Source organism: Sulfitobacter sp. M05 (genome assembly GCF_029285175.1).
Lineage (GTDB): Bacteria > Pseudomonadota > Alphaproteobacteria > Rhodobacterales > Rhodobacteraceae > Sulfitobacter.
Genome location: NZ_JABEDH010000002.1, coordinates 45,398 through 67,273 on the forward strand (window position 1 = coordinate 45,398; position 21,876 = coordinate 67,273).

Genomic DNA, 21,876 nt, shown 5'->3' on the forward strand with positions numbered 1-21,876 from the left:
CAAGTAGTGTGATCGGATTCCAGTTTGAAGGTCAAGGGATTCCGCCAAAGAATTAGGCAATTACACCCCATGTTTCCGGGCAATGCGTGATCCTGCGGCAAGCAGACGATCAATCAGTGCGACAAAGCGTGAACATGGTATTTGCGTGCAGAAAACTGTCCTTTTTTACTGCCGCCATCGCCTCTGCTTCTTCGTCTAAACCCCATTGTTCGGCCTGCCAAATTTCATCAAGGCGCGACAAATCCCACAAGGTTTCTGCATCCCGCGCGTGATGCGCAGCGGCAAAGCCGAGAACCAGCGAGCCGGAAAGGCTCACCAAATCGTGAAAGGCCGCCAGCTCAAAAAAGGACAGGGCATGTGTCTTGCTGCGCAGCACCGCAATCGCAGATTCTTCCTGCGGCACGTGAATGACCCCGGTGCGCGGTGCCAGCGTGACCCCCAGCGTACACCGCGCCCACTCCAGCATCGGATCCCAAAGGCTGGCCTGTCGTACAACCAACTCTGACGGCCCATCCGCGCGGTAACACAGCAAATCACTATCGCCGTAATCGGCCAGCATATCCGCGACTTCGCCGTGCTGTATGGCAACCTTGTCGATGGCCGCATTTGCGGTTTTGGTTGCGGGCATCAGATGCGGATTGATCTCCCCCTCTTGTGCATCCCACTCCGCTGCAATCACCTCGGCCATTGCCCGAGTGGGCAGGATCAGGCCACGTTTCGCCGGCGTCTTGACCGGACGTCCATCAAGCCGGACTTCAAAACCATCGTTTGCTTCTTGGACCGTCGCTTCTTTCCAGAACCGTTTGGCTTTCCAATCGCTCATGCAGACACCTTCCACATTTCATTCAACACAGGCAGCAACCCCGCAAAATCATCAATCAAAACCGAGGCCGACGTCAGACGCCCCGCCCCGTGATAGCCCCAGGATACGCCGATCCCGCGCACTCCGGCCGCGGCCGCCATATCCATATCGAAACTGGTATCCCCCACCATCACCGTCTGCTCCGCCTCGACCCCGGCGTCAGCCATGGCTTGAAATATCATCGACGGATGCGGTTTGGAGGGATGGAAATCGGCAACTTGCTGGGTCACGAAAAGCCCCTCCAACCCATGGCCTTCGATCAATTTATCAATCCCCCGCTTGGATTTACCTGTCGCCACGCCCAGCAAGACCTCTGGTGCGGCCTGCAAACTTTGCAAGACCTCAATTGCCCCGGGATAAAGCGGAGATGACTGTTGCACACCAGCCCGTGCGCGCATGTCCATATAGGCGGTTTTATATGCTTCGCACATCTTGTGATGCCCCTGCGGTGACATGTCAGGCATCAACAGCGGAAAAATCACATCCAGCGACAGGCCAACAACACCCAGAATATCCGCGCGGGGCGGTACCGGCTCCCCCACCGCTTCATAAGCCAATGTCATCGCTGCAACGATGTCGCTCTGGCTGTCCACCAAAGTGCCATCAACATCAAAAATCACCAAGCGCAAAGGCGCGCTCATTGAAGGCTCTCGAAAGGGTCATCCGCCGCCAGATCCTCGGTCCAGCCAAAGGTATCAAAGGAATGCGCGATGTGATCCGGAAGTTCCGCTGTGACCGTCAGTACCTTGCGTGTGTGTGGGTGCATAAAGGTCATCGACCGCGCATGCAGATGCAGCTTTTTGCTGATCATCCCGCCCAGTTGCGCGCCCCAGCCATCCCCCATGTTTTCCTGACCAGAGCCGCCGTATTTGCCATCCCCCACAATCGGATGCCCGATCTCGGCCATATGCGCGCGCAGCTGATGGGTGCGCCCTGTCACCGGCTCAAGCGCCACCCAGGACGCCCGCGACCCGACACGGTAAAGTGTGGCATAAAGCGTATGCGCCCGCTTGGCCCCCGGCGTATCGTCGATATCACGCGGATGCACGGCGATCATCTTTTCGCCCTCACCGCTGCGGCCATGGCCGCCCGCTTTGACCAAACCGTATTTGATTTCACCTAGATATGGCGTGGGCACCCCGGCCACGATGGCCCAGTAAATCTTGCGGGTTTCGCGGTGCCGCATTGCAGCGGTCAGCGCCTTGGCCGCCATCCGCGTCCGCGCCAGCAACAAGACACCCGATGTGTCACGGTCCAGCCGATGCACCAGCCGCGGCTTTTCTTCCATGTCGAACATCAAGGCTTCGGAGAGCGCATCAACATGCCGGTCCGCCTGCCCTGATCCGCCCTGCACCGCCAAACCCGGCGGCTTGTTCAAGGCAATCACATGTTCGTCGCGATAGATCACACAAGACCGGATCATCTTGGCATCGGCATCCGTCACCCGCGTCCGCTTGGGTGGTGGCGGTGCCTTTTCATCAGGCAGCGGCGGAATGCGCACTTCCTGCCCGACTTCGATCCGGGTCGATCCCTTGACCCGCCCACCGTTCACACGGATGTCCCCCTTGCGACACATCTTTTCGATGCGCCCTTGTGAAATTTGCGGAAACTCCCGCTTGAACCAACGGTCCAACCGCTGATCGCCGTCGCCTTCTTGCACAACAAGTGTCTGAACACGGCTCATATCAATACCCCTCGCGCGAGCCACAGCCCCGCCATCAACGCAGCAATGGACAACCCCACCGACAGCGCCACATAAATCGCGGCCGCGCCAAATGCGCCCCGCTCCATCAACGTCACCGTCTCAAGCGAAAACGCCGAGAAGGTTGTGAAACCACCCAACAGCCCCGTCATGACAAAGGGGCTAAGATGCGTCAGCCCACGCTGCGCGGCAACCACCACAAAGACCCCCATCAGAAATGATCCAATCACATTTACCGTGATGATCGCGACAGGAAACTCCGCAGGTCCCGTCAGACGCAGCACAGCGACCCCCGACAAGAACCGAAGCGCGGCACCAAGGGCACCGCCAAACGCAACAAGAAGCATCGTTGAAAACATGGCCGGTCTGTCCGCCTTTAAGGCGCATTTGTCAAGCTGAGTGGCGTTCTAGACCTGATCTTCCCGCTTGATCCGCAGCTTGGTGAAGTAATCCAGCCGCTTTTTCAACTCGCGCTCAAACCCGCGCTCGACCGGGGCGTAAAGCACCGGACGTTTCATGGTTTCGGGAAAATAGTTCTGCCCTGAAAACCCGTCGTCGGCATCATGGTCATAAGCATAGCCGGCGCCATACCCATGCTCCTGCATCATCTTGGTCGGGGCATTCAGAATATGCTTTGGCGGCAATTCCGAACCGGTCTGTTTCGCCGCTTTGCGCGCGCCCTTATAGGCCACATAGGTCGCGTTCGACTTGGGGGCGAGCGCCAGATAGGTCACCGCCTGCGCCAGCGCCAACTCCCCCTCGGGAGACCCCAGCCGCTCATAGGTTTCCCAAGACTGCAAACAAACCGCCTGTGCCTGCGGATCGGCCAATCCGATATCCTCGACGGCCATGCGTGTAATCCGGCGGGCCAGAAACCGCGGATCTTCACCGCCCTCCAACATACGCGCAAACCAGTAAAGCGCCGCATCCGGGTCCGATCCGCGCACCGATTTATGCAGGGCCGAAATCAGATTGTAGTGCGAATCCCCGCCCTTGTCATACTGCGCCGCGCGCCGCATCAACCGCTGACCAAGTGCTGCGCTATCCAGCTTTTGATCGGTTTTCCACGCCGCCACCTGCTCGATCAGGTTCAGTAATGCGCGCCCGTCCCCATCCGCCATTTCCAACAAAGCTTCGCGTGCGGGCCCATCAAGGGGCAAACCCAGCCCCAACTCCAGCTCCGCACGCTGCGCCATCAATTCCAGATCAGCCAATGACAAGCGCTCCAGCACCAGAACCTGCGCCCGGCTCATCACAGCGGCGTTCAGCTCAAAACTGGGGTTCTCTGTCGTGGCCCCCACCAAAAGGATCGTGCCGTCCTCCATATGCGGCAAAAACCCATCCTGCTGCGCCTTGTTGAAACGGTGAATCTCATCCACAAACAGCAAAGTCCCCTGTCCGTTCTGACGCCGGATTTTTGCCGCTTCGAACACCTTGCGCAACTCGGGCACGCCGGAGAAAATCGCGCTGATCTGGACAAAATGCAGATCGGTTTCATCCGCCAGCAACCGGGCAATCGTGGTTTTACCCACCCCCGGCGGACCCCAGAAAATCAACGATGACAAACTGCCCGACGCCAACATCACCGTTAGCGGCGCATCGGGCCCCAGAACCTTCTGCTGCCCGATTACCTCGGCAATCGACCGTGGCCGCATACGATCGGCCAAAGGGCGCGGCGCTGTATCCGGCACCGCAGCGCCACTATCAAATAAATCTGCCATACCAAACATATGCGCGGCCCGTTCACACAGCGCAACACCCCAGCTTCATCTTGCCCCTAAACTCAAATCCGACAGCCCAAACAAAAAGCCCCGCCAAATGGCAGGGCTTTTCATCCGCAAAATGCGAAAATTCTTACTCGGCTGCTTCTTCCGCAGCAAGGCGGGCTTTATCGCCTGCACCCTTTGCGTCGCGGTCGCGATCAACAAATTCGATAATCGCCATCGGTGCCATGTCGCCATACCTGAAACCGGCTTTCAACACACGGACGTATCCGCCCTGACGGTCCTTGTAACGTGGCCCAAGCACTTCAAACAGTTTCGCAACGTATTTGTCTTCTTTCAGCTTAGACGCGGCCTGACGACGGGCGTGCTGATCGCCGCGTTTCGCCAATGTGATCATTTTCTCGATGATCGGGCGCAGTTCTTTTGCCTTGGGCAAAGTTGTTTTGATCTGCTCATGTTCGATGAGCGAGCCTGCCATGTTGGCCCAGAGCGCCTTGCGGTGCTCATGTGTGCGGTTAAGGCGGCGATATCCACGTGCGTGACGCATGTTGTAGTCTCCTAAATGTGCCCTCTACGGGCTGTTTTACTTTGTCTGACCGGCGATGCGTGTCACCGGTTCTCCTTGGGGTAAGCGCCTCCTGAACGAAAGCGTGTTACCCGGTATTCGCGGGCTTCACCCACCCCACATAGGGTGGGTGAAGCCCGCGCAATCTTAAAAGTTGTCTTCGAACTTCTTGGCCAGATCTTCGATGTTGTCCGGTGGCCAGTCCTCGACGTCCATGCCCAGGTGCAGCCCCATACCTGACAACACTTCCTTGATCTCGTTCAAGGACTTGCGGCCAAAGTTCGGCGTCCGCAGCATTTCGGCTTCGGTCTTCTGGATCAAATCGCCAATGTAAACGATGTTGTCGTTCTTCAGGCAGTTGGCCGAGCGCACGGACAATTCCAACTCGTCCACTTTCTTCAGCAGCAGCGGGTTGAATTCCAGACCGTCATCCTCATCGGCGCGCGATGCTGATTCAGGCTCGTCAAAGTTCACAAAGATGCCCAGCTGATCCTGCAGGATACGCGCCGCGAATGCCACCGCGTCATCCGGCGTGATGGATCCGTCTGTCTCGATCTTCATGGTCAGTTTGTCATAATCCAGCACCTGACCTTCACGGGTCGGCTGCACGTCATAAGACACTTTCTTGACCGGGGAATAGATCGCATCAATCGGGATCAACCCAATTGGTGCATCTTCCGGCTTGTTCTTCTCGGCAGATACATATCCCTTGCCGGTATTCACAGTCAGCTCCATGTACACGTCTGCGCCATCATCAAGGTGGCAGATCACGTGATCACGGTTCAAAATCTCGATGCCCGCAGATTCCGAAATGTCGCCAGCCGTCACAACACCAGGACCTTTTGCCGAGATCGACAGACGCTTTGGCCCTTCGACTTCCATCCGGATGCTGACACCCTTAAGGTTCAGAATGATGTCGGTAACGTCTTCGCGTACACCGGCTACGGATGAAAATTCGTGCAAAACATTGTCGATTTGTACGGATGTGATCGCTGCACCCTGCAGTGACGACATCAGCACACGGCGCAGTGCGTTGCCCATTGTCAAACCAAAGCCGCGTTCCAGCGGTTCTGCCATCACAGTGGCTTGACGCGCTGGGTCATTACCCGGCTTGACGTCCAACTGTGCGGGTTTGATCAATTCAGCCCAATTTTTGTGGATCATATGTCCCTCCATCCTTGTATCTGCCGCATGTCCGATCAGCAGTTACGCTCGAGGTTTCAAAAAAACGGTATGGGGCCTGCATGAACCCACGCAGACCCCTTAGATTTGTATCGCTTAAACGCGGCGGCGCTTTGGCGGACGACAGCCGTTGTGGGCCATCGGTGTCACGTCGCGGATGGACGTGATGTTAAAGCCTGCTGCGGCCAGCGCGCGCAGCGCTGATTCACGGCCAGAGCCGGGGCCCTGCACTTCAACTTCCAGCGTCTTGACGCCGTGTTCCTGTGCCTTACGGCCAACGTCTTCAGCAGCCATCTGGGCAGCGTAAGGCGTCGATTTACGAGAACCTTTAAAACCCATTGTACCGGCTGAGGACCATGCAATTGCATTGCCCTGAACGTCGGAGATCAGGATTTTTGTGTTGTTGAACGAAGAATTCACATGCGCCACACCTGCGGCGATATTTTTGGAGACCTTACGCTTGGTCTTGCGTGCATCGCGTGCCATCTATTCAGCCTCCCTTATTTCTTCTTACCGGCAATGGCCTTTGCAGGGCCTTTGCGAGTGCGAGCGTTAGTGTGTGTACGCTGTCCACGGACAGGCAGGTTACGACGGTGACGCAGGCCACGGTAGCAACCAAGGTCCATCAGACGCTTGATGTTCATCTGCGTGTCACGACGCAGGTCACCTTCGACGGTATAGTTTTCGTCGATGTGTTCACGGATTTTCAGGATCTCGGCATCTGACAGCTCGTTGATACGGCGCGAACGCTCGATGCCAACAGCTTCGCAGATGTTCTCTGCGGATGTGTTACCGATACCGGTGATGTAAGTGAGGGCGATTGGAACCCGCTTTGCAGTCGGGAGGTTTACGCCGGCAATACGTGCCACGTGTGCAATTCCTTTTTCGTTGCGGGTCCGTTGTACCAGACCCTTTTTTCACAACATAAGCCCGAGGCGATTACGGCCGTCGGGCTAAAGCTGATCAGGTGATCATGCAGACGGGTGCGACCCGATCCACAAATTGATTCTCTTGCGAGATAGCGCTGACTATTTGGTTTTCGAAAGGCCGTCAACCCGGCGGCACATCAGCACGAGCATGGCGCGGTTTATGTCGCTAAATCGGGCCGGACCTTTGCAAAAGCCCGGCACCCTATTCAGGCGTCGAGAACGGCCGCGATTGACGTTTGAACCGCATTGATTTCGGCCAGACCGTCAACCTGCTTGAGCATACCTTTGGCATAATAATACCCGATCAACGGCGAGGTTTGCTTGTAATAGGCCATCAGCCGGATCTTCAGGCTTTCTTCATTGTCATCCGCCCGAACCGGCTGCCCGGCTTTGCGGGCATCTTCGGCGCGGCCAACGATGCGGTCGACCAGAACCTCGTCGTTCACCCGCAGCTCGATCACATGATCAATGCTCTGCCCGGTCTCAGACATCAGCCGATCCAATGCGTCCGCCTGTTCCAGCGTGCGCGGGAAACCGTCAAAGATAAACCCGCCCTTATTCTCACCTGACAGCTTTTCGCGGATAAGCCCGATGACGATTTCGTCTGTTACGAGATCGCCGCGCGCCATCACATCGGCAACCATATTGCCCATCTCTGTCCCCGAGGTCTTGGCCTCACGCAACATGTCACCGGTACTCAGCTGCACCATATCGCGCGTCTCGACCAGATGGCCCGCTTGTGTACCTTTGCCCGCGCCTGGGGGTCCAAGAAGAATAATATTCATCGACGTATCGGGCTCCGTTTTTTGCGTTGACCTTTACCTTTACCGCGCAGGTTGGATTTTTCAAGCAGACCTTCGTATTGATGGGCCAATAGATGGCTCTGAACCTGTTGAATTGTATCCATAGTTACCGACACGACGATCAAAACAGACGTACCGCCAAAGTAGAACGGGATGGCAAACTGCCCACGCAGGATTTCCGGAAAGACACAGACCAGCGCCAGATAACCAGAGCCCAGCACCAGCAAACGGTTCACCACATACTCAAGATATTCCGCAGTTTTCTTGCCCGGACGGATGCCCGGCACAAAGCCGTTCTGGTTCTTCAGGTTATCCGCAACCTCGTCTGGCTTAAAGCTGACGTTGAACGTGTAGAAATAGGTAAAGAACACAATCATGGCGACGAAGAACAACAGGTAAAGCGGCTGACCGGGGCCGAAATTCGCCAAGAGGACGGACATGATCGGCCCTGTAGAGTTCCCCGAGAAGGTGCTGATCGTAACCGGCAGCAACAGCAGGGACGAGGCAAAGATGGCCGGAATAACGCCCGCCGGGTTTACCTTGACCGGCAGGTGGCTTGACCCGCCATCATACATCTTCATGCCAACCTGGCGGCGCGGATACTGAATGTGAATTTTGCGCAGGGCGCGCTCCATAAAGACCACGAACATGATCGTCAGGACCACCATGGCCAACACACCCACAATCACCGCAGGGCTGATTGCACCGGACCGGCCAGACGCAAAGAACTGTGCAATCGCGGCGGGAACCTCGGCGATGATGCCAACAAAGATGATCAAGGAAATGCCGTTACCGATGCCGCGTGCGGTGATCTGTTCACCCAGCCACATCAGGAACATGGTGCCGCCCACCAGCGTGATCATGCAAGCGATGCGGAAATAAAGCCCCGGATCGGCAGCGATATCCCCGGCTTCAAGGGAAACAGCCAGACCGTAAGACTGCAAAATCGCCAAGGTGACCGTACCATAGCGGGTATATTGGTTCAGCTTCTTGCGGCCTTGCTCGCCTTCTTTCTTCAACTGCTCCCAAGGGCCATACATGGATCCCAAAAGCTGTACGATGATCGAAGCCGAGATATACGGCATGATCCCCAACGCAAAGATACCCATCCGCCCCAGCGCACCACCGGTGAACATGCTGACCATGCCGCCGATCCCCTGACCGGCCTGATCCATAAAGTCACGCAATGCGCCACCGTCGATGCCCGGAACAGGAATGAACGTGCCCAAGCGATAGACAATCAACAAGCCTAGCGTAAACAGGATGCGGTTTCGAAGGTCCGTGGCCTTGCCCAACGCAGCCCAGCTGGTGTTGGCGGCCATGTTCTCGACGGCTGATACCATTTTGCGATCTCTTTTCGTGGTTATGCAAACGCCGCCCGGCTGTTTTCCAGCGGGCGGCGTTTGGGAAAACTTATGTGAGTATGTAAGCGGGACGCAGCCCGCTCACAAGCCTTAAGGCTACGTTACTCTGCCGCTGCTTCTGCTTTCGCAGGCAGGGTCACTGTGCCGCCGGCTTTTTCCACTGCTTCAATCGCAGATTTGGAAGCGCCCGCAACCTGCAGGTCCAGCTTGGCTGTGATCTCGCCTTTGGCCAGCAAACGAATGCCATCCAGCTCGCGACGAACCAGACCGGAAGCAATCAGTGCAGCCGCATCAATTGGCTTTTTCGCGTCCAGTTTCTTGGCGTCAACGAATTTCTGGATCAGGCCCAGGTTCACAACCGCATAAGACTTGCGGTTCGGCTTGTTAAAGCCACGCTTTGGCAAGCGTTGGTACAGGGGCATCTGGCCACCTTCGTAGCCGTTGATTGCCACACCTGAACGGGATTTCTGACCTTTGATACCACGGCCACCCATTTTACCGGTGCCGGAACCAGGACCACGGCCAACGCGCTTGCGCTTCTTGGTTGCACCTGGGTTGTCAGAAAGTTCATTCAACTTAAACATTGTCGCTTCTCCTTTTGCCGGAAATGTCCCCCAGCGACGGGAAGTGGACAGACGCGGCGTTTCAAATAGGGTGGCCGGAATCGCAGCCACTGGGGGCGTATAGAGGGGGTTGGCGCGCGGATCAAGAGGCCGCAGCCAACAGACCCGCAAGTGCCCCCTGCTGCACCGTGATATCCGCAAGGCTGTATCCGTCCAGCACCGTAAAAAATGCCTCCTGTGCGTCCTTTAATGGGCTACGCAGTCCGCAGGCCGGCAGAATCCGGCAAGACGTGCCCGCTGCAAAACACTCCGCCACGGGTGGGGGCGCTTTGATTTGACGCAGAACCGCACCGACAGAGATTTCCGCAGCCGGATGAGCAAGGCAGAGCCCCCCTGCCCGCCCGCGTTGGGACAAAACATACCCCTCACGCACCAGAACCGTGGCAATCTTCGCCACGTGGTTCTCCGAGATGGCAAATGTATCGGCAATTTCCCGTGCCGACACCCGCTCCGGTGCCCGCACCGCCAGTACCATCATCACCCGCAAGGCATAGTCAGAGAATTTATCAAGCTGCATTTTTTAATTGGTATTTCATTTACGGATTAATCCACGTATATATTCCGCATTCAGTTTACGCATTAAGGAGACCCCAATGCAACTGCTTGCTGATATCCTGTTCTGGCCGGGCAACGCGATTTGTCGAAAACTTGGCATTGATCCTGACGGCGACGCGGGTCTGCTGCGGTGGATGCTGAACTCGCTTATCTATCTTGTGATATGTTTGACTATCCTTTGGAAAGTGGTCGTCTAATGCGCCATGTGAACCAGTCACCGCCTGACGAACCCGAGATCCGTCAGGTCGTACGGGCCTTCTATGCCCGCACCCGCGCCCATCCCGAACTCGGGCCGGTGTTTGCTGCACATGTCACCGATTGGGACAGCCACGAGGAAAAGATCGTTGATTTCTGGTGTGGTGCCATCCTGAGGAAACCGGGTTACTCCGGTAATCCGATGCAAAAACATCTTGGCGCGGGCAATGTCCTGCCAGCGCATTTTCCGGTCTGGCTGTCTCTGTTTGATGCGGTGCTGAACAGCACCTTGCCAGAACCAAAGGCCGCTTACTGGTCTACACTGGCGCATCGCATCGGCAGAAGCCTGAGTTTTGGATTGGAATATGCGGATCGCAAGACCGCTGCCGCACCGCCGAATCTTTCCGCCTTTCCAAACTGATGCAGAGTGCATGGGTCCGGACCCTCGCTAGAGACATCATGCCACCCCTTTTTGCGTTCGACCAAGGGAAGAAGCCACGAACAAGGGGGCCAAGTTTTACTCCAAACGTCGCAAAACAAAAAAATCCCGGTCGCGATGACCGGGATTTTCAATTTCAGCAGTAGAATAAGGGCTTAGCCTTTTTCTTCTACGATCTCTACCATGTGGCTGATCTTGTTGATCATGCCGCGCACGGAAGGTGTGTCTTCCAGCTCACGTGTGCGGTGCATCTTGTTCAGACCCAGACCAACAAGTGTAGCCTTTTGCTTTGCGGGGCGACGGATCGGAGAGCCGATCTGTTTGATGACAATAGTCTTAGCCATGGTTTAGGCCTCCTCGGTTGCTGGCGCTGGTGCGTCAGTCTTGGGCAGAATGTCAGCAACCTTTTTGCCGCGACGCTGTGCAACGGAGCGCGGGGAAGATTCCTTGCGCAGACCGTCCATGGTGGCACGGATCATGTTGTATGGGTTTTGCGAACCGATGGACTTGGACACAACATCCTTAACACCCAACATTTCGAAAACGGCACGCATTGGACCACCGGCGATGATACCGGTACCTTCTGGTGCTGTGCGCATAACCACTTTACCGGCGCCGTGACGGCCTTCCATATCGTGGTGCAGCGTGCGACCTTCGCGCAGCTGTACGCGGATCATCTGACGCTTGGCCTGCTCGGTGGCCTTGCGGATCGCTTCGGGCACTTCTTTGGCTTTACCTTTGCCAAAACCCACACGACCTTTTTGGTCACCTACAACAACGAGTGCCGCAAAACCAAAGCGCTTACCGCCTTTAACAGTCTTGGACACACGGTTGATCGCGACAAGGCGATCCTGAAATTCTGGGGTCTCGTCGCGGTTGTTACGACGGTTGCCGCCGCGGTTGTCATCTCTGGCCATTGTGGCCTCCTTGATATGCGGGCGTGTGCCCGGTTGTTTCAATCCAAGTGGGTCTGCGACCCCCGGATTATCGAGAGGGCCGGCGCGGCCCTCTTCGCTGTTAAAGCGTGAATTGTACCCACCCTACGTAGAACAGGTACGACCCACTTAGATTTTCAGACCGCCTTCGCGGGCCGCTTCGGCCAGTGCTTTTACCTTGCCGTGGAACAGGAAACCGCCACGGTCAAAATATGCTTCCTCAACACCGGCTTTCTTGGCGCGCTCGGCAATAACCGTGCCCACTTTGGTAGCCGCTTCGAGGTTGTTCTTGCCAACAAAACCAAGGTCTTTTTCGAGCGTCGATGCGGCGGCGACTGTTACGCCGTTCACGTCGTCGATCAACTGAACCATGATGTTCTTGTTTGAACGATGCACGGAGAGGCGCATACGGCCCCGGTTCGTGCGGCGAAGCTTGTTCCGAACGCGCATGCGGCGTTTGATGAACAGTTGTCTTTTGCTGTTTGCCATCTGTGCGTTCCTTACTTCTTCTTGCCTTCTTTGCGGAAGACGAATTCACCCTTATAGCGGATGCCTTTGCCCTTATAGGGCTCGGGCTTGCGCCATGCGCGGATGTTCGCAGCGACTTGACCAACAAGCTGTTCGTCAATGCCTTCCACAACGATTTCGGTCTGCTTTGGCGCCGTAACTGTCACACCCTCAGGGGCGGTATAGTCGACGTCGTGAGACAGGCCGAGGTTCAGTTTCAATGTATTGCCCTGCATCTGGGCACGGTAACCAACACCCTGAATCTCAAGCTCTTTTTTGAAGCCGGCGGTAACACCGGTGACCAGGTTCGCGACCATTGTGCGGCTCATGCCCCACTGCTGGCGCGCGCGCTTGGACTTGCCACGTGGGACCACGGAAACCGCGCCATCCTCAACTTTCAGATCAACATCATCTGTTGCTTTGAAAGTGCGGACACCCTTGGGGCCTTTTACTTCGATGGACTGACCGGAAACGGTGGCTGTTACGCCATCGGGCAGGTCAACCGCTTTTTTACCAATACGAGACATCTTGCACTCCTTAGAATACGGTGCAGAGCACTTCGCCGCCAATATTGGCAGAACGTGCTTTTGCATCCGACATCACACCCTGAGAGGTGGAGACAATCGACACACCCAGACCCTGACGGACCTGTGGGATGTCATTCGAGCCCATGTAAACGCGGCGACCGGGCTTGGAGACCCGCTTCAGCTCGCGAATAACAGGTTCGCCTTCGTAGTACTTGAGGCTGATTTCAATGGCAGGGTGGCCGTCGGCGCCTGTCATTGCTTCATAACCACGGATGTAGCCTTCGTCAGCCAGCACATCCAGCACCCATGCACGCAGCTTGGAAGCCGGTGTCATAACTGTGGATTTGCCGCGCATGGAAGAGTTACGGATGCGTGTCAGCATATCTGCGATAGGATCGTTCATCTGATGCGCTCCTTACCAGCTCGACTTGACCATGCCGGGGATCTGGCCGGAAGAGCCGAGATCACGCAGCGCGATACGCGAGATTTTCAATTTACGGTAGTAAGCGTGAGGACGGCCGGTCAGCTGGCAACGATTGTGCAAACGCACAGCAGAAGAGTTGCGCGGCAGTTTCGCCAGCTTCAGGGAGGCGCGGAAACGCTCTTCCATCGGCTTTTCTTGGTCGCTTACGATTGCTTTCAATTCGGCACGCTTTGCGGCGTACTTCTTGACCAATGCTTCACGCTTTTTCTCGCGTGCGATCATGGATTTCTTAGCCATATCTAATCCTTCCCGCGCTTACTGAGCGAACGGCATGTTGAACGCTGTCAACAGTGCTTTTGCTTCTGCGTCGGTTTTCGCCGTTGTGGCGATGACGATGTCCATACCCCAGTTTTCATCGATTTTATCGAAATCGATTTCTGGGAACACGAGGTGCTCTTTGAGACCCATGGCATAGTTGCCGCGGCCATCAAAGGATTTGCCAGAGATGCCGCGGAAGTCGCGGATACGAGGCATTGCAATCGTGATCAGACGGTCCATGAATTCATACATACGTGCGCCGCGCAGGGTAACTTTCGCACCCATTGGCATTTCTTCACGTACGCGGAAACCCGCGATGGACTTCTTGGCGGTTGTCGTCATAGCTTTCTGGCCGGCGATCAGCGTCAGGTCTTCCTGCGCGGATTTGGCTTTCTTGCTGTCACGCACGGCGGCTGCACCACAACCGATGTTCAGCACGATCTTGTCGAGGCGCGGAATCATCATGTCGTTTTTATAGCCGAACTCTTCTTTCATCTTGGCGCGGATCTCATCGCGATAGACGTTCAGAAGGCGGGGTGTATAGGCTGCAGTATCAAGCATCAATCACGTCCCCCGTGGATTTTGCGAAACGGACTTTCTTGTCCCCTTCAATTTTGAAACCTACGCGTGTTGCTTTGCCGTTGGCGTCAACAATTGCGAGGTTGGACAGATCGATCGGCATCGCTTTGGGGATGCGACCGCCCTGGCTTTCCTGTGACTGGCGCGTCGCGCGGATAGAGATATTGATCCCTTCCACAACGGCCTTGCCGGACTTCGGATCAACAGACGTGATATCGCCTGTCTTACCCTTGTCCTTGCCAGCCAGCACGATGACCTTGTCACCTTTGCGAAGTTTAGCAGCCATTACAGCACCTCCGGCGCGAGCGAGATGATTTTCATGAAGTTCTTGCCGCGCAGTTCGCGAACAACCGGTCCAAAGATACGTGTACCTACGGGCTCGTTGTTGTTGTTCAGGATGACGGCGGCGTTGCGGTCAAAACGGATGGCTGTGCCATCGTCACGACGGACTTCTTTGGCTGTGCGAACAACAACGGCCTTGCGGACGTCGCCTTTTTTCACACGACCGCGAGGGATGGCTTCCTTTACCGACACGACAATAATGTCGCCGACGGATGCGTATTTACGCTTGGAACCACCCAGTACCTTGATGCACTGAACTCGGCGAGCGCCGGAGTTGTCAGCAACATCCAGGTTGGTCTGCATCTGGATCATTTGGTTTCTCCCGACCTATGGGGGGCCGATGCGTGGCCTTCTCCCCCAGGGTTTCGATTAACGGTCAGCAACACTGCGATTACGCAGTGATTACTTCCCAACGTTTCGTTTTCGATTTTGGCGGACATTCGATGATGCGGACAGAATCCCCAACTTTGAATGTGTTGTTCTCATCGTGGGCCCGGTATTTTTTGGACTTACGGATGGTCTTCTTCAGAACCGGATGGGTAAAGCGACGCTCTACGGATACGGTGACTGTCTGGGCGTTGGCATCCGATGTTACGGTGCCTGTCAGGATACGCTTGGGCATTCGTTAGGCTCCTTCGGTTGCTGCTGCGGCAGCTTTTTGGTTCAACACTGTGTGGACACGGGCCACGTCACGCTTGACCGTGCGCAGACGCGCAGGGTTTTCCAGCTGGCCAGTGGCTTGCTGGAAACGCAGGTTGAAAGCTTCTTTTTTCAGGTTCACAAGCTCGTCGCGGAGCTGGTCCGGCGTCTTGTCATGCAGTTCTTTGGCAATCATGTGCCATCTCCTTTTCAACATCACCAGCAGGCCGCACATGCGTCACCCCGATTCTGGTGGAGTCTGTTCCGAAGTGCGCCGTATAGGAGGGATAGGGATAGGGCGCAACCCCTTTGCCACAGGAGTTTTGTGACAGGTGCCCACAAGGCAGCGGTTTGGTGCAAACTCTGCCTCGTCACGGGGCGGACACTGCGCTAAACGGGGATCAAAGCCAACCACCGGAGGTTCATCCATGTCCGAAAAAGTTGCCCTTGTCACGGGTGCCGCGCGCGGCATCGGTCTGGCCACCACCAAACTGTTTATCGAGGATGGCTGGCGCGTTGCCATGGTGGATCGCGACGGCGACGAACTGCCCCTTGCAGCCAAGGGGATCAACGGGGCCAGCCCTTTTGTACATGATGTGTCCCAACCCGAAGATGTGGATGCGATGGTCAAGGCGGTACATTCCAGCTTTGGCCGCATCGACGCAGTGGTCAATAATGCCGGCGTTGCGGACTTCGGCCCAATCGAGGAAACCGATTTCGCCCGTTGGCGCCGGGTGATGGAAACCAACCTTGATGGCGTCTTCCTTGTGTCTCAGGCGGCGATCCCTGCCCTGAAAGAAACCAAGGGGGCCATGGTCAACATCGCCTCTATCTCGGGTCTGCGCGCCTCGACGCTGCGGGTTGCCTATGGCACCTCCAAGGCCGCCGTGATCCAGCTGACCAAACAACAGGCCGCCGAGCTGGGCGAATACGGCATCCGCGCCAATTGCGTCTGCCCCGGCCCGGTGCGCACCAAGCTGGCGATGGCCGTACATACCCAAGACATCATCGACGCCTATCACGACGCCATCCCGCTGAACCGTTACGGATCAGAACGCGAGATCGCCGAAGTCATCACTTTTCTTTGTTCCGACAAAGCCAGCTATGTAACCGGACAGGTCATCGCAGCAGATGGCGGGTTTGACAGCACCGGCGTCGGCCTTCCCGCATTACGGAGTTAACCCATGAGCAACATCAAATCCCTCTTTGCCACCCGCCTCTATCACGCCCAGTTGGCCGAGCGCGGCAAACCGATCAATCCCGACGAACTCGAAGCCTCCTGCATCGCCATCGCCAACGACGATGAGGCCGGACAGGACTGGTGCGAGGAAAACGGCTATGCTGGCTATACCTCCTATGCGTCTCTCGACGACCTGCCTTACCGCTTTCCGATCTTCAAGGATTTGAAAAAGGTGCTGGATAAACATGTCAAAGCCTTCGCCAAAGATCTGGCCTTTGACCTTGGCGAGCGGAAACTGAAACTCGACAGCCTGTGGATCAACATCCTGCCCGAGGGCGGCATTCACACTGCACACATCCACCCGCATTCCGTGATCTCGGGCACCACCTATGTGACCATGCCCGAAGGCGCGAGCGCGATCAAATTCGAAGACCCGCGTCTGGCGATGATGATGGCCTCACCGGGGCGCGTGAAGGATGCACCAGAGGAGTTGCGGCAGTTCATTTATGTCGCGCCCGAGGTGGGGGATGTGCTGCTCTGGGAAAGCTGGCTGCGCCACGAGGTCCCGATGAATATGGTCGAGGAGGATCGGGTTTCGGTGAGTTTTAACTATGGGTGGACTTGATCCACACTATAGTGGCGGTATGTTTATGCGGTATATCTCATAAGGCAAACCTTAATGACGACCGTTACAAAACGCAAAACGTCCCTTACCTTGAACGCCAGTACATTGGACGCCGCGCGTGAGTTTGGGGTGAATGTCTCCGCAGTGGCGGACAAGGCGCTTGAACAGGCTGTTGCCGCTGCCCGCCAACAGAGATGGCTAGACGAAAACGCCGATGCCTTCGCGGCACAAGCGGAATGGCACGAGGCGAACGGGCACCCACTTGCAGATATTATGATGGGTCCGGCAGGTGAGACTTGGAAGGCCTGAAACGTTTCGACATCGTGGCCTATGGCGATGTGTTGATGGTGGTGGTGGAAAGCGACCTTCTGCCGCCTGATCCGGCGGTTGTGGTGATCCCCTTGTTGGTTGGCTACCCTGCCGTTCCGTTTCTCAATCCAGTGATCCGGCATGAAGGTGGTGAATATGTGCTGGCGACGCGGCTGATTGCAGCTGTTCGGCGATCTGGATTGCGGCAGGTTGGGAGTGCAGAGGGTCAAGGTGATGAAATTACGCGGGCGGTGGATGTATTGATGGGTGGGGTTTGAACATGCCTATTGCAGTAGTTGTTGATTGGTATGGCCCTTACAAGACCTACGCTGAATTGCGTGTGGGTGCTCGCGATTGGGAGAAAGGCTCCAAGGTTCTGTATATGGGATTGGAGAAGAGAGATGATGGAACAAATATGGCAAATGTCCGGTACATCGGTCTTTCTACGAATCCATCAACACGGCTTCAAAATCACACGAAATTAAGAGACCCGTCACTCAGCGCCTACTATATTGGTGAGATTTCCACTGCTGGAATTCCCGGAAAGAGGAAACGACAAATTGCACCAGACCTTGATGCGGCCGAAGGCGCTTTAATTGCTTTGGTTCAGCCTGACCTGAACACCAATCGGAAAAAGCCTCCTAATGACTGTGTTGTTGTTTACTCAAGATTTTTCGCCAAGCAAGACCCTTGGGAACCAGAAAGAACCCCTGTCTGGTTCCCGCCCCTCGTCGCTTACAACTCATGGAGTGGCGAATGGACCAAATAGAAAACCCCCGCTGATCACTCAGCAGGGGCTCTCAAACTCACCGGTGTCGGAACGGGCATCCCCAAGAAGATACCCTGCCTCCGGCGCGCCAGACCCCGCCTGGGCGGGGTCGACGGGATTACCAGTCTTCGCGTACCACGACCCGTGTCTTGATCGGCAGCTTCATCGCTGCCAGACGCAGGGCTTCGCGTGCGATATCGTCGTTCACGCCGTCGATTTCGAACATCACGCGGCCAGGTTTGACCTTGCATGCCCAAAAGTCCACGGAACCTTTACCTTTACCCATCCGTACTTCGACAGGCTTGGAGGTAACAGGCACATCTGGAAAGATACGGATCCAGACACGGCCCTGACGTTTCATGTGACGCGTCATGGCACGACGTGCAGCTTCGATCTGACGTGCGGTTACCCGCTCGGGCTCCAAGGCTTTCAGACCATAGGTGCCGAAGTTCAGGTCAGACCCGCCCTTCGCCAGACCTTTGATCGAGCCTTTGAACTGCTTGCGGAATTTCGTCCGTTTTGGCTGTAGCATCTATCTACTCCTTAACGCCGGCCGCCTGCACCGCGAGGTGCTGGGCCGTCTTGAAGTTCCTGTAACTTACGATCATGCGCGGAGGGATCATGTTCCATGATCTCGCCTTTGAAGATCCACGTTTTGATGCCGATGATACCATAGGCAGTCATCGCTTCAACGTGGGCATAATCGATGTCGGCGCGCAGTGTGTGCAAAGGTACACGACCCTCGCGATACCATTCGGTACGCGCGATTTCTGCACCACCAAGACGGCCGGCAAGGTTACAACGGATGCCCAGGGCACCCATACGCATGGCGTTCTGAACCGCACGCTTCATGGCGCGACGGAAAGAAACCCGGCGCTCCAGCTGCTGTGCAATGCTTTCACCAACAAGGGCCGCGTCCAGCTCTGGCTTGCGCACTTCAACGATGTTGAGGTGTACTTCAGAGGCTGTCAGGTTCGCCAGCTTCTTGCGCAGACCTTCGATGTCCGCACCTTTCTTGCCGATGATGACACCGGGGCGCGCTGTGTGGATCGTGACGCGGCACTTTTTGTGCGGACGCTCGATGATCACACGGGCAACACCGGCCTGATGACACTCTTTCTTGATGAAGGCACGGATGGCCAGATCTTCCAGCAGAAGATCACCATAGTCCTTCGTGTCAGCGTACCAGCGGCTGTCCCACGTACGGTTGACCTGCAAACGCATGCCGATCGGGTTTACTTTGTTACCCATTATGCTTGCTCCTCAACTTGACGTACGACGATGGTGACTTCGGCAAACGGCTTCATGATCTTGCCGAAACGGCCACGCGCCCGAGGGCGGCCACGCTTCAAGGTCATGTTCTTACCGACATAGGCCTCTGCCACGATCAGCTCGTCCACATCCAGGTTGTGGTTGTTCTCTGCGTTGGCAATTGCGGACTGAAGACATTTCTTCACGTCCTGCGCGATACGCTTTTTCGAGAAAGTCAGATCGGTCAAAGCCCGCTCTACTTTCTTGCCGCGGATCAGGCCAGCAACGAGGTTCAGTTTCTGCGGCGACGTTTTCAACATGCGCAGTTTTGCACGTGCTTCATTGTCTGCCACGCGGCGGGGATTTTTATCCTTGCTCATGGCTTATTTCCGCTTCGCTTTTTTGTCTGCTGCGTGACCGTAATAGGTGCGAGTCGGGGAGTATTCACCGAACTTCTGACCGATCATGTCTTCAGAGACGTTTACTGGGATGTGTTTGCGACCGTTATAGACACCGAATGTCAGGCCAACAAACTGAGGCAGGATCGTGGAACGGCGCGACCAGATTTTGATCACTTCATTCCGACCGCTCTCGCGTGTCGCTTCGGCCTTCTTGAGGACATAAGCGTCAACAAAAGGGCCTTTCCATACTGAACGAGACATAAATTAGCGTCCCTTCTTCTTGGCGTGGCGCGATCTGATGATCAGATTGCTTGACGCTTTTTTCTTGTTCCGGGTTTTTGCACCCTTAGTCGGCTTGCCCCAAGGCGTAACCGGATGACGACCACCAGAGGTCCGGCCTTCACCACCACCGTGTGGGTGATCGATCGGGTTCATGACAACACCACGTACAGAAGGACGGATGCCCTTGTGACGCATGCGGCCCGCTTTACCGTAGTTCTGGTTGGAGTTGTCGGGGTTTGACACGGCACCAACGGTGGCCATGCATTCCTGACGTACCAGACGCAGTTCGCCGGAAGACAAACGGATCTGGGCGTAACCACCGTCACGACCAACAAACTGGGCGTAGGTACCGGCGGCACGGGCGATCTGACCGCCTTTGCCTGGCTTCATCTCGATGTTGTGGATGATTGTACCGATAGGCATACCACTGAAGGGCATTGCGTTACCGGGCTTGATGTCAGCCTTGGCCGATGCAATCACCTTGTCGCCAACTGCCAGACGCTGAGGGGCAAGGATATAAGCCTGCTCGCCATCTTCGTACTGGATCAGGGCAATAAATGCTGTCCGGTTCGGGTCATATTCGATCCGAGCGACGACAGCGGACATGTCCAGCTTGTTGCGCTTGAAATCTACGATACGGTAGAGGCGCTTTGCACCACCACCTTTGCGACGCATTGTGATCCGTCCGGTGTTGTTCCGTCCGCCATTCTTGGTCAAACCCTCAGTGAGGGCCTTGACCGGGCGGCCTTTCCAAAGCTCCGAACGGTCGATCAGTACCAGTCCACGCTGGCCTGGCGTCGTCGGTTTGTACGACTTGAGTGCCATGTTCTCTGTCTTCCGTTTAGCTGCGCGGCAGATCTGCCCGTTACCGGAACAATACCTGCCGATGGTTATAGGGCCCCGAAGGTCCCCGATGGATGTGGTGCAACGGGAAATCCCCGCTCTACCGATCTGCCACAAGGTGGAACCAGTCCCGCAATGCGACAAAAGACAAGCCCCAGACGAATCTGGGGCCATGCCGATAGGGTCGTTTAGGGGCTGACGTTCATGGGGTCAAGGGGGCGTGCCCCCTTAATGCTGTTAGTGCGTCCAGGCCCCGCGCCGTCCGGTGGCAAAGTTCTCGCCATAGCCGCCGGGGCGGATGTTAGGTTTGCGCTTGTTGGGCTCTTGCACCTGCGCGTCGATGCCATGTTCACGGGCGTATTCGACTGCGGCTTCCTTGGTATCAAACTGCAATGTCACCTGTGACTGGGTATCCGAAGAAGATGTCCACCCCATCAACGGGTCAACGGCACGAGCCTCACTGGGGGCGAACTCCAAAACCCAATGGTTGGTCTTGGCTGTTCCCGAAGACATCGCCGTCCGGGCAGGTTGGAAAATACGTGCGCGCATGGGGGCCTCATTGCTTTTGCTCGACGTCTTATCGGGCATCTGCCCCCTCAAAGCAAGGGCAGCCGCGCAACGTGGCGAAAGGAAAGCTTGTTATTGCTGCGTCGCAGCAATAACTTTGGTATACCAACATGGAGTTCCCCGATGTTTCCCAGTGATTTGTTTTCCCTCCAGCTCAAGCTGACCACCCTCATGGCCGAGACCCAAACTGTCATGGCCCTGCGCCTGATGGGAATGAGCGGCGCGATCCCGGCAAAACGCGGCGAAAACCAACGGATGGTTGACGAAAAAGGGCCCGCAATGGCCAAGGCGTTTGCCGCTGCAAACAAAGCAATGCTGGAAGGCCGCCGTCCCGACCAGATCATGACCGCCGCCATTGCCCCCGTCAGCCGCCGCGTCACATCAAACCGCAAACGCCTGATGAAATAGACCCTCCTGCCAGTTTCTGACAGCAAA

General features: G+C 56.2%; 38 protein-coding genes. 8 read left to right on the top strand and 30 right to left on the bottom strand.

Annotation, left to right across the window (positions count from 1 at the left end):
- Positions 1-109: 109 nt before the first annotated feature.
- The 13 genes from HKX44_RS08345 to HKX44_RS08405 all read right to left on the bottom strand — a co-directional run bounded on the left by HKX44_RS08345 (position 110) and on the right by HKX44_RS08405 (position 10,271).
- Positions 110-823 carry an ATP12 family protein gene (locus HKX44_RS08345; RefSeq protein WP_276150882.1) on the bottom strand — a complete coding sequence of 238 codons (714 nt, stop codon included), beginning with the start codon at positions 821-823 and terminating at the stop codon, positions 110-112.
- Entirely contained in the window at positions 820-1,503 is a 684-nt protein-coding gene (locus tag HKX44_RS08350) for an HAD-IA family hydrolase (protein WP_276150883.1), read from the bottom strand. Before HKX44_RS08350 ends, HKX44_RS08345 begins: the two co-directional genes overlap by 4 nt.
- On the bottom strand, positions 1,500-2,546 hold the full coding sequence (locus HKX44_RS08355) for an RluA family pseudouridine synthase (protein WP_276150884.1): 1,047 nt from the start codon (positions 2,544-2,546) through the stop codon (positions 1,500-1,502). The genes HKX44_RS08350 and HKX44_RS08355 overlap by 4 nt, the downstream gene beginning before the upstream one ends.
- Complete coding sequence (crcB, locus tag HKX44_RS08360) at positions 2,543-2,923, bottom strand: fluoride efflux transporter CrcB (protein WP_276150885.1); 381 nt, start codon at positions 2,921-2,923, stop codon at positions 2,543-2,545. The genes HKX44_RS08355 and crcB overlap by 4 nt, the downstream gene beginning before the upstream one ends.
- Positions 2,924-2,971: 48 nt before the next feature.
- A complete protein-coding gene (locus HKX44_RS08365; protein ID WP_276150886.1) occupies positions 2,972-4,285 on the bottom strand; it encodes a replication-associated recombination protein A in 1,314 nt (437 codons plus the stop codon).
- Positions 4,286-4,418: 133 nt separating this feature from the next.
- On the bottom strand, positions 4,419-4,835 hold the full coding sequence (rplQ, locus tag HKX44_RS08370; RefSeq protein WP_276150887.1) for a 50S ribosomal protein L17: 417 nt from the start codon (positions 4,833-4,835) through the stop codon (positions 4,419-4,421).
- A gap of 165 nt (positions 4,836-5,000) precedes the next feature.
- The gene (locus HKX44_RS08375; protein ID WP_276150888.1) at positions 5,001-6,017 is read right to left on the bottom strand and encodes a DNA-directed RNA polymerase subunit alpha; all 1,017 of its coding nucleotides are present in this window, start codon (positions 6,015-6,017) and stop codon (positions 5,001-5,003) included.
- A 114-nt stretch (positions 6,018-6,131) separates the two neighbouring features.
- Complete coding sequence (rpsK, locus tag HKX44_RS08380; RefSeq protein WP_025045916.1) at positions 6,132-6,521, bottom strand: 30S ribosomal protein S11; 390 nt, start codon at positions 6,519-6,521, stop codon at positions 6,132-6,134.
- A 14-nt stretch (positions 6,522-6,535) separates the two neighbouring features.
- On the bottom strand, positions 6,536-6,904 hold the full coding sequence (gene rpsM / locus HKX44_RS08385; RefSeq protein WP_276150889.1) for a 30S ribosomal protein S13: 369 nt from the start codon (positions 6,902-6,904) through the stop codon (positions 6,536-6,538).
- Between the two features lie 266 nt (positions 6,905-7,170).
- Positions 7,171-7,749 carry an adenylate kinase gene (locus tag HKX44_RS08390; RefSeq protein ID WP_276150890.1) on the bottom strand — a complete coding sequence of 193 codons (579 nt, stop codon included), beginning with the start codon at positions 7,747-7,749 and terminating at the stop codon, positions 7,171-7,173.
- On the bottom strand, positions 7,746-9,110 hold the full coding sequence (gene secY / locus HKX44_RS08395) for a preprotein translocase subunit SecY (RefSeq protein WP_276150891.1): 1,365 nt from the start codon (positions 9,108-9,110) through the stop codon (positions 7,746-7,748). Before secY ends, HKX44_RS08390 begins: the two co-directional genes overlap by 4 nt.
- A gap of 122 nt (positions 9,111-9,232) precedes the next feature.
- Entirely contained in the window at positions 9,233-9,715 is a 483-nt protein-coding gene (gene rplO / locus HKX44_RS08400; RefSeq protein WP_276150892.1) for a 50S ribosomal protein L15, read from the bottom strand.
- Between the two features lie 121 nt (positions 9,716-9,836).
- On the bottom strand, positions 9,837-10,271 hold the full coding sequence (locus tag HKX44_RS08405; protein ID WP_276150893.1) for an Rrf2 family transcriptional regulator: 435 nt from the start codon (positions 10,269-10,271) through the stop codon (positions 9,837-9,839).
- A 76-nt stretch (positions 10,272-10,347) separates the two neighbouring features.
- Here HKX44_RS08405 and HKX44_RS08410 point away from each other — a divergent pair, with 76 nt between their 5' ends.
- Positions 10,348-10,506 carry a hypothetical protein gene (locus HKX44_RS08410; protein WP_276150894.1) on the top strand — a complete coding sequence of 53 codons (159 nt, stop codon included), beginning with the start codon at positions 10,348-10,350 and terminating at the stop codon, positions 10,504-10,506.
- Positions 10,506-10,925, top strand: a complete 420-nt coding sequence (locus HKX44_RS08415; RefSeq protein WP_276151873.1) for a group III truncated hemoglobin — start codon at positions 10,506-10,508, stop codon at positions 10,923-10,925. The genes HKX44_RS08410 and HKX44_RS08415 overlap by 1 nt, the downstream gene beginning before the upstream one ends.
- Before the next feature lie 173 nt (positions 10,926-11,098).
- On the opposite strand, the gene rpmD is transcribed toward HKX44_RS08415, so the two are convergent.
- The 11 genes from rpmD to rpmC all read right to left on the bottom strand — a co-directional run bounded on the left by rpmD (position 11,099) and on the right by rpmC (position 15,410).
- On the bottom strand, positions 11,099-11,287 hold the full coding sequence (gene rpmD / locus HKX44_RS08420; protein ID WP_025045921.1) for a 50S ribosomal protein L30: 189 nt from the start codon (positions 11,285-11,287) through the stop codon (positions 11,099-11,101).
- A gap of 3 nt (positions 11,288-11,290) precedes the next feature.
- Positions 11,291-11,860 carry a 30S ribosomal protein S5 gene (rpsE, locus tag HKX44_RS08425; RefSeq protein WP_276150895.1) on the bottom strand — a complete coding sequence of 190 codons (570 nt, stop codon included), beginning with the start codon at positions 11,858-11,860 and terminating at the stop codon, positions 11,291-11,293.
- A gap of 147 nt (positions 11,861-12,007) precedes the next feature.
- On the bottom strand, positions 12,008-12,367 hold the full coding sequence (gene rplR, locus HKX44_RS08430) for a 50S ribosomal protein L18 (protein ID WP_276150896.1): 360 nt from the start codon (positions 12,365-12,367) through the stop codon (positions 12,008-12,010).
- A gap of 11 nt (positions 12,368-12,378) precedes the next feature.
- Positions 12,379-12,912 carry a 50S ribosomal protein L6 gene (rplF, locus tag HKX44_RS08435; protein ID WP_276150897.1) on the bottom strand — a complete coding sequence of 178 codons (534 nt, stop codon included), beginning with the start codon at positions 12,910-12,912 and terminating at the stop codon, positions 12,379-12,381.
- Between the two features lie 10 nt (positions 12,913-12,922).
- The gene (gene rpsH, locus HKX44_RS08440; protein ID WP_276150898.1) at positions 12,923-13,315 is read right to left on the bottom strand and encodes a 30S ribosomal protein S8; all 393 of its coding nucleotides are present in this window, start codon (positions 13,313-13,315) and stop codon (positions 12,923-12,925) included.
- A gap of 12 nt (positions 13,316-13,327) precedes the next feature.
- Positions 13,328-13,633, bottom strand: a complete 306-nt coding sequence (gene rpsN / locus HKX44_RS08445) for a 30S ribosomal protein S14 (RefSeq protein WP_025045926.1) — start codon at positions 13,631-13,633, stop codon at positions 13,328-13,330.
- 18 nt (positions 13,634-13,651) lie between these two features.
- Complete coding sequence (gene rplE, locus HKX44_RS08450; protein WP_276150899.1) at positions 13,652-14,215, bottom strand: 50S ribosomal protein L5; 564 nt, start codon at positions 14,213-14,215, stop codon at positions 13,652-13,654.
- On the bottom strand, positions 14,208-14,519 hold the full coding sequence (gene rplX / locus HKX44_RS08455; protein ID WP_276150900.1) for a 50S ribosomal protein L24: 312 nt from the start codon (positions 14,517-14,519) through the stop codon (positions 14,208-14,210). Before rplX ends, rplE begins: the two co-directional genes overlap by 8 nt.
- Positions 14,519-14,887, bottom strand: coding sequence for a 50S ribosomal protein L14 (gene rplN / locus HKX44_RS08460; protein ID WP_025045929.1), 369 nt, complete (start codon positions 14,885-14,887; stop codon positions 14,519-14,521). Before rplN ends, rplX begins: the two co-directional genes overlap by 1 nt.
- 79 nt (positions 14,888-14,966) lie before the next feature.
- Positions 14,967-15,197: a 30S ribosomal protein S17 gene (gene rpsQ, locus HKX44_RS08465; RefSeq protein ID WP_276150901.1), complete on the bottom strand. Its 231-nt coding sequence runs from the start codon at positions 15,195-15,197 to the stop codon at positions 14,967-14,969.
- Between the two features lie 3 nt (positions 15,198-15,200).
- Positions 15,201-15,410, bottom strand: a complete 210-nt coding sequence (rpmC, locus tag HKX44_RS08470) for a 50S ribosomal protein L29 (RefSeq protein ID WP_025045931.1) — start codon at positions 15,408-15,410, stop codon at positions 15,201-15,203.
- A 232-nt stretch (positions 15,411-15,642) separates the two neighbouring features.
- Between rpmC and HKX44_RS08475 the strand changes: the two genes are divergently transcribed.
- The 5 genes from HKX44_RS08475 to HKX44_RS08495 are packed head-to-tail and all read left to right on the top strand — an operon-like array spanning position 15,643 to position 18,097.
- Positions 15,643-16,395, top strand: a complete 753-nt coding sequence (locus HKX44_RS08475) for an SDR family oxidoreductase (protein WP_276150902.1) — start codon at positions 15,643-15,645, stop codon at positions 16,393-16,395.
- Between the two features lie 3 nt (positions 16,396-16,398).
- Positions 16,399-17,019, top strand: a complete 621-nt coding sequence (locus HKX44_RS08480; RefSeq protein WP_276150903.1) for a TIGR02466 family protein — start codon at positions 16,399-16,401, stop codon at positions 17,017-17,019.
- A 54-nt stretch (positions 17,020-17,073) separates the two neighbouring features.
- Complete coding sequence (locus HKX44_RS08485) at positions 17,074-17,328, top strand: type II toxin-antitoxin system CcdA family antitoxin (protein ID WP_276150904.1); 255 nt, start codon at positions 17,074-17,076, stop codon at positions 17,326-17,328.
- Positions 17,316-17,606 carry a CcdB family protein gene (locus tag HKX44_RS08490; protein ID WP_276150905.1) on the top strand — a complete coding sequence of 97 codons (291 nt, stop codon included), beginning with the start codon at positions 17,316-17,318 and terminating at the stop codon, positions 17,604-17,606. Before HKX44_RS08485 ends, HKX44_RS08490 begins: the two co-directional genes overlap by 13 nt.
- A gap of 2 nt (positions 17,607-17,608) precedes the next feature.
- The gene (locus HKX44_RS08495; RefSeq protein ID WP_276150906.1) at positions 17,609-18,097 is read left to right on the top strand and encodes a hypothetical protein; all 489 of its coding nucleotides are present in this window, start codon (positions 17,609-17,611) and stop codon (positions 18,095-18,097) included.
- A gap of 118 nt (positions 18,098-18,215) precedes the next feature.
- On the opposite strand, the gene rplP is transcribed toward HKX44_RS08495, so the two are convergent.
- The 6 genes from rplP to HKX44_RS08525 all read right to left on the bottom strand — a co-directional run bounded on the left by rplP (position 18,216) and on the right by HKX44_RS08525 (position 21,423).
- Complete coding sequence (gene rplP, locus HKX44_RS08500; protein WP_276150907.1) at positions 18,216-18,629, bottom strand: 50S ribosomal protein L16; 414 nt, start codon at positions 18,627-18,629, stop codon at positions 18,216-18,218.
- Positions 18,630-18,640: 11 nt separating this feature from the next.
- Positions 18,641-19,348, bottom strand: a complete 708-nt coding sequence (rpsC, locus tag HKX44_RS08505) for a 30S ribosomal protein S3 (protein ID WP_276150908.1) — start codon at positions 19,346-19,348, stop codon at positions 18,641-18,643.
- Positions 19,348-19,728: a 50S ribosomal protein L22 gene (rplV, locus tag HKX44_RS08510; protein WP_276150909.1), complete on the bottom strand. Its 381-nt coding sequence runs from the start codon at positions 19,726-19,728 to the stop codon at positions 19,348-19,350. Before rplV ends, rpsC begins: the two co-directional genes overlap by 1 nt.
- A 3-nt stretch (positions 19,729-19,731) precedes the next feature.
- The gene (gene rpsS, locus HKX44_RS08515) at positions 19,732-20,010 is read right to left on the bottom strand and encodes a 30S ribosomal protein S19 (protein WP_025045938.1); all 279 of its coding nucleotides are present in this window, start codon (positions 20,008-20,010) and stop codon (positions 19,732-19,734) included.
- A gap of 3 nt (positions 20,011-20,013) precedes the next feature.
- Positions 20,014-20,856: a 50S ribosomal protein L2 gene (gene rplB, locus HKX44_RS08520; RefSeq protein ID WP_276150910.1), complete on the bottom strand. Its 843-nt coding sequence runs from the start codon at positions 20,854-20,856 to the stop codon at positions 20,014-20,016.
- A gap of 255 nt (positions 20,857-21,111) precedes the next feature.
- Positions 21,112-21,423, bottom strand: coding sequence for an ETC complex I subunit (locus HKX44_RS08525; protein ID WP_276151874.1), 312 nt, complete (start codon positions 21,421-21,423; stop codon positions 21,112-21,114).
- A 141-nt stretch (positions 21,424-21,564) separates the two neighbouring features.
- On the opposite strand from HKX44_RS08525, the gene HKX44_RS08530 reads away from it, so the two are divergent.
- Entirely contained in the window at positions 21,565-21,849 is a 285-nt protein-coding gene (locus tag HKX44_RS08530; protein WP_276150911.1) for an antifreeze protein, read from the top strand.
- The last annotated feature ends 27 nt before the right edge of the window (positions 21,850-21,876 follow it).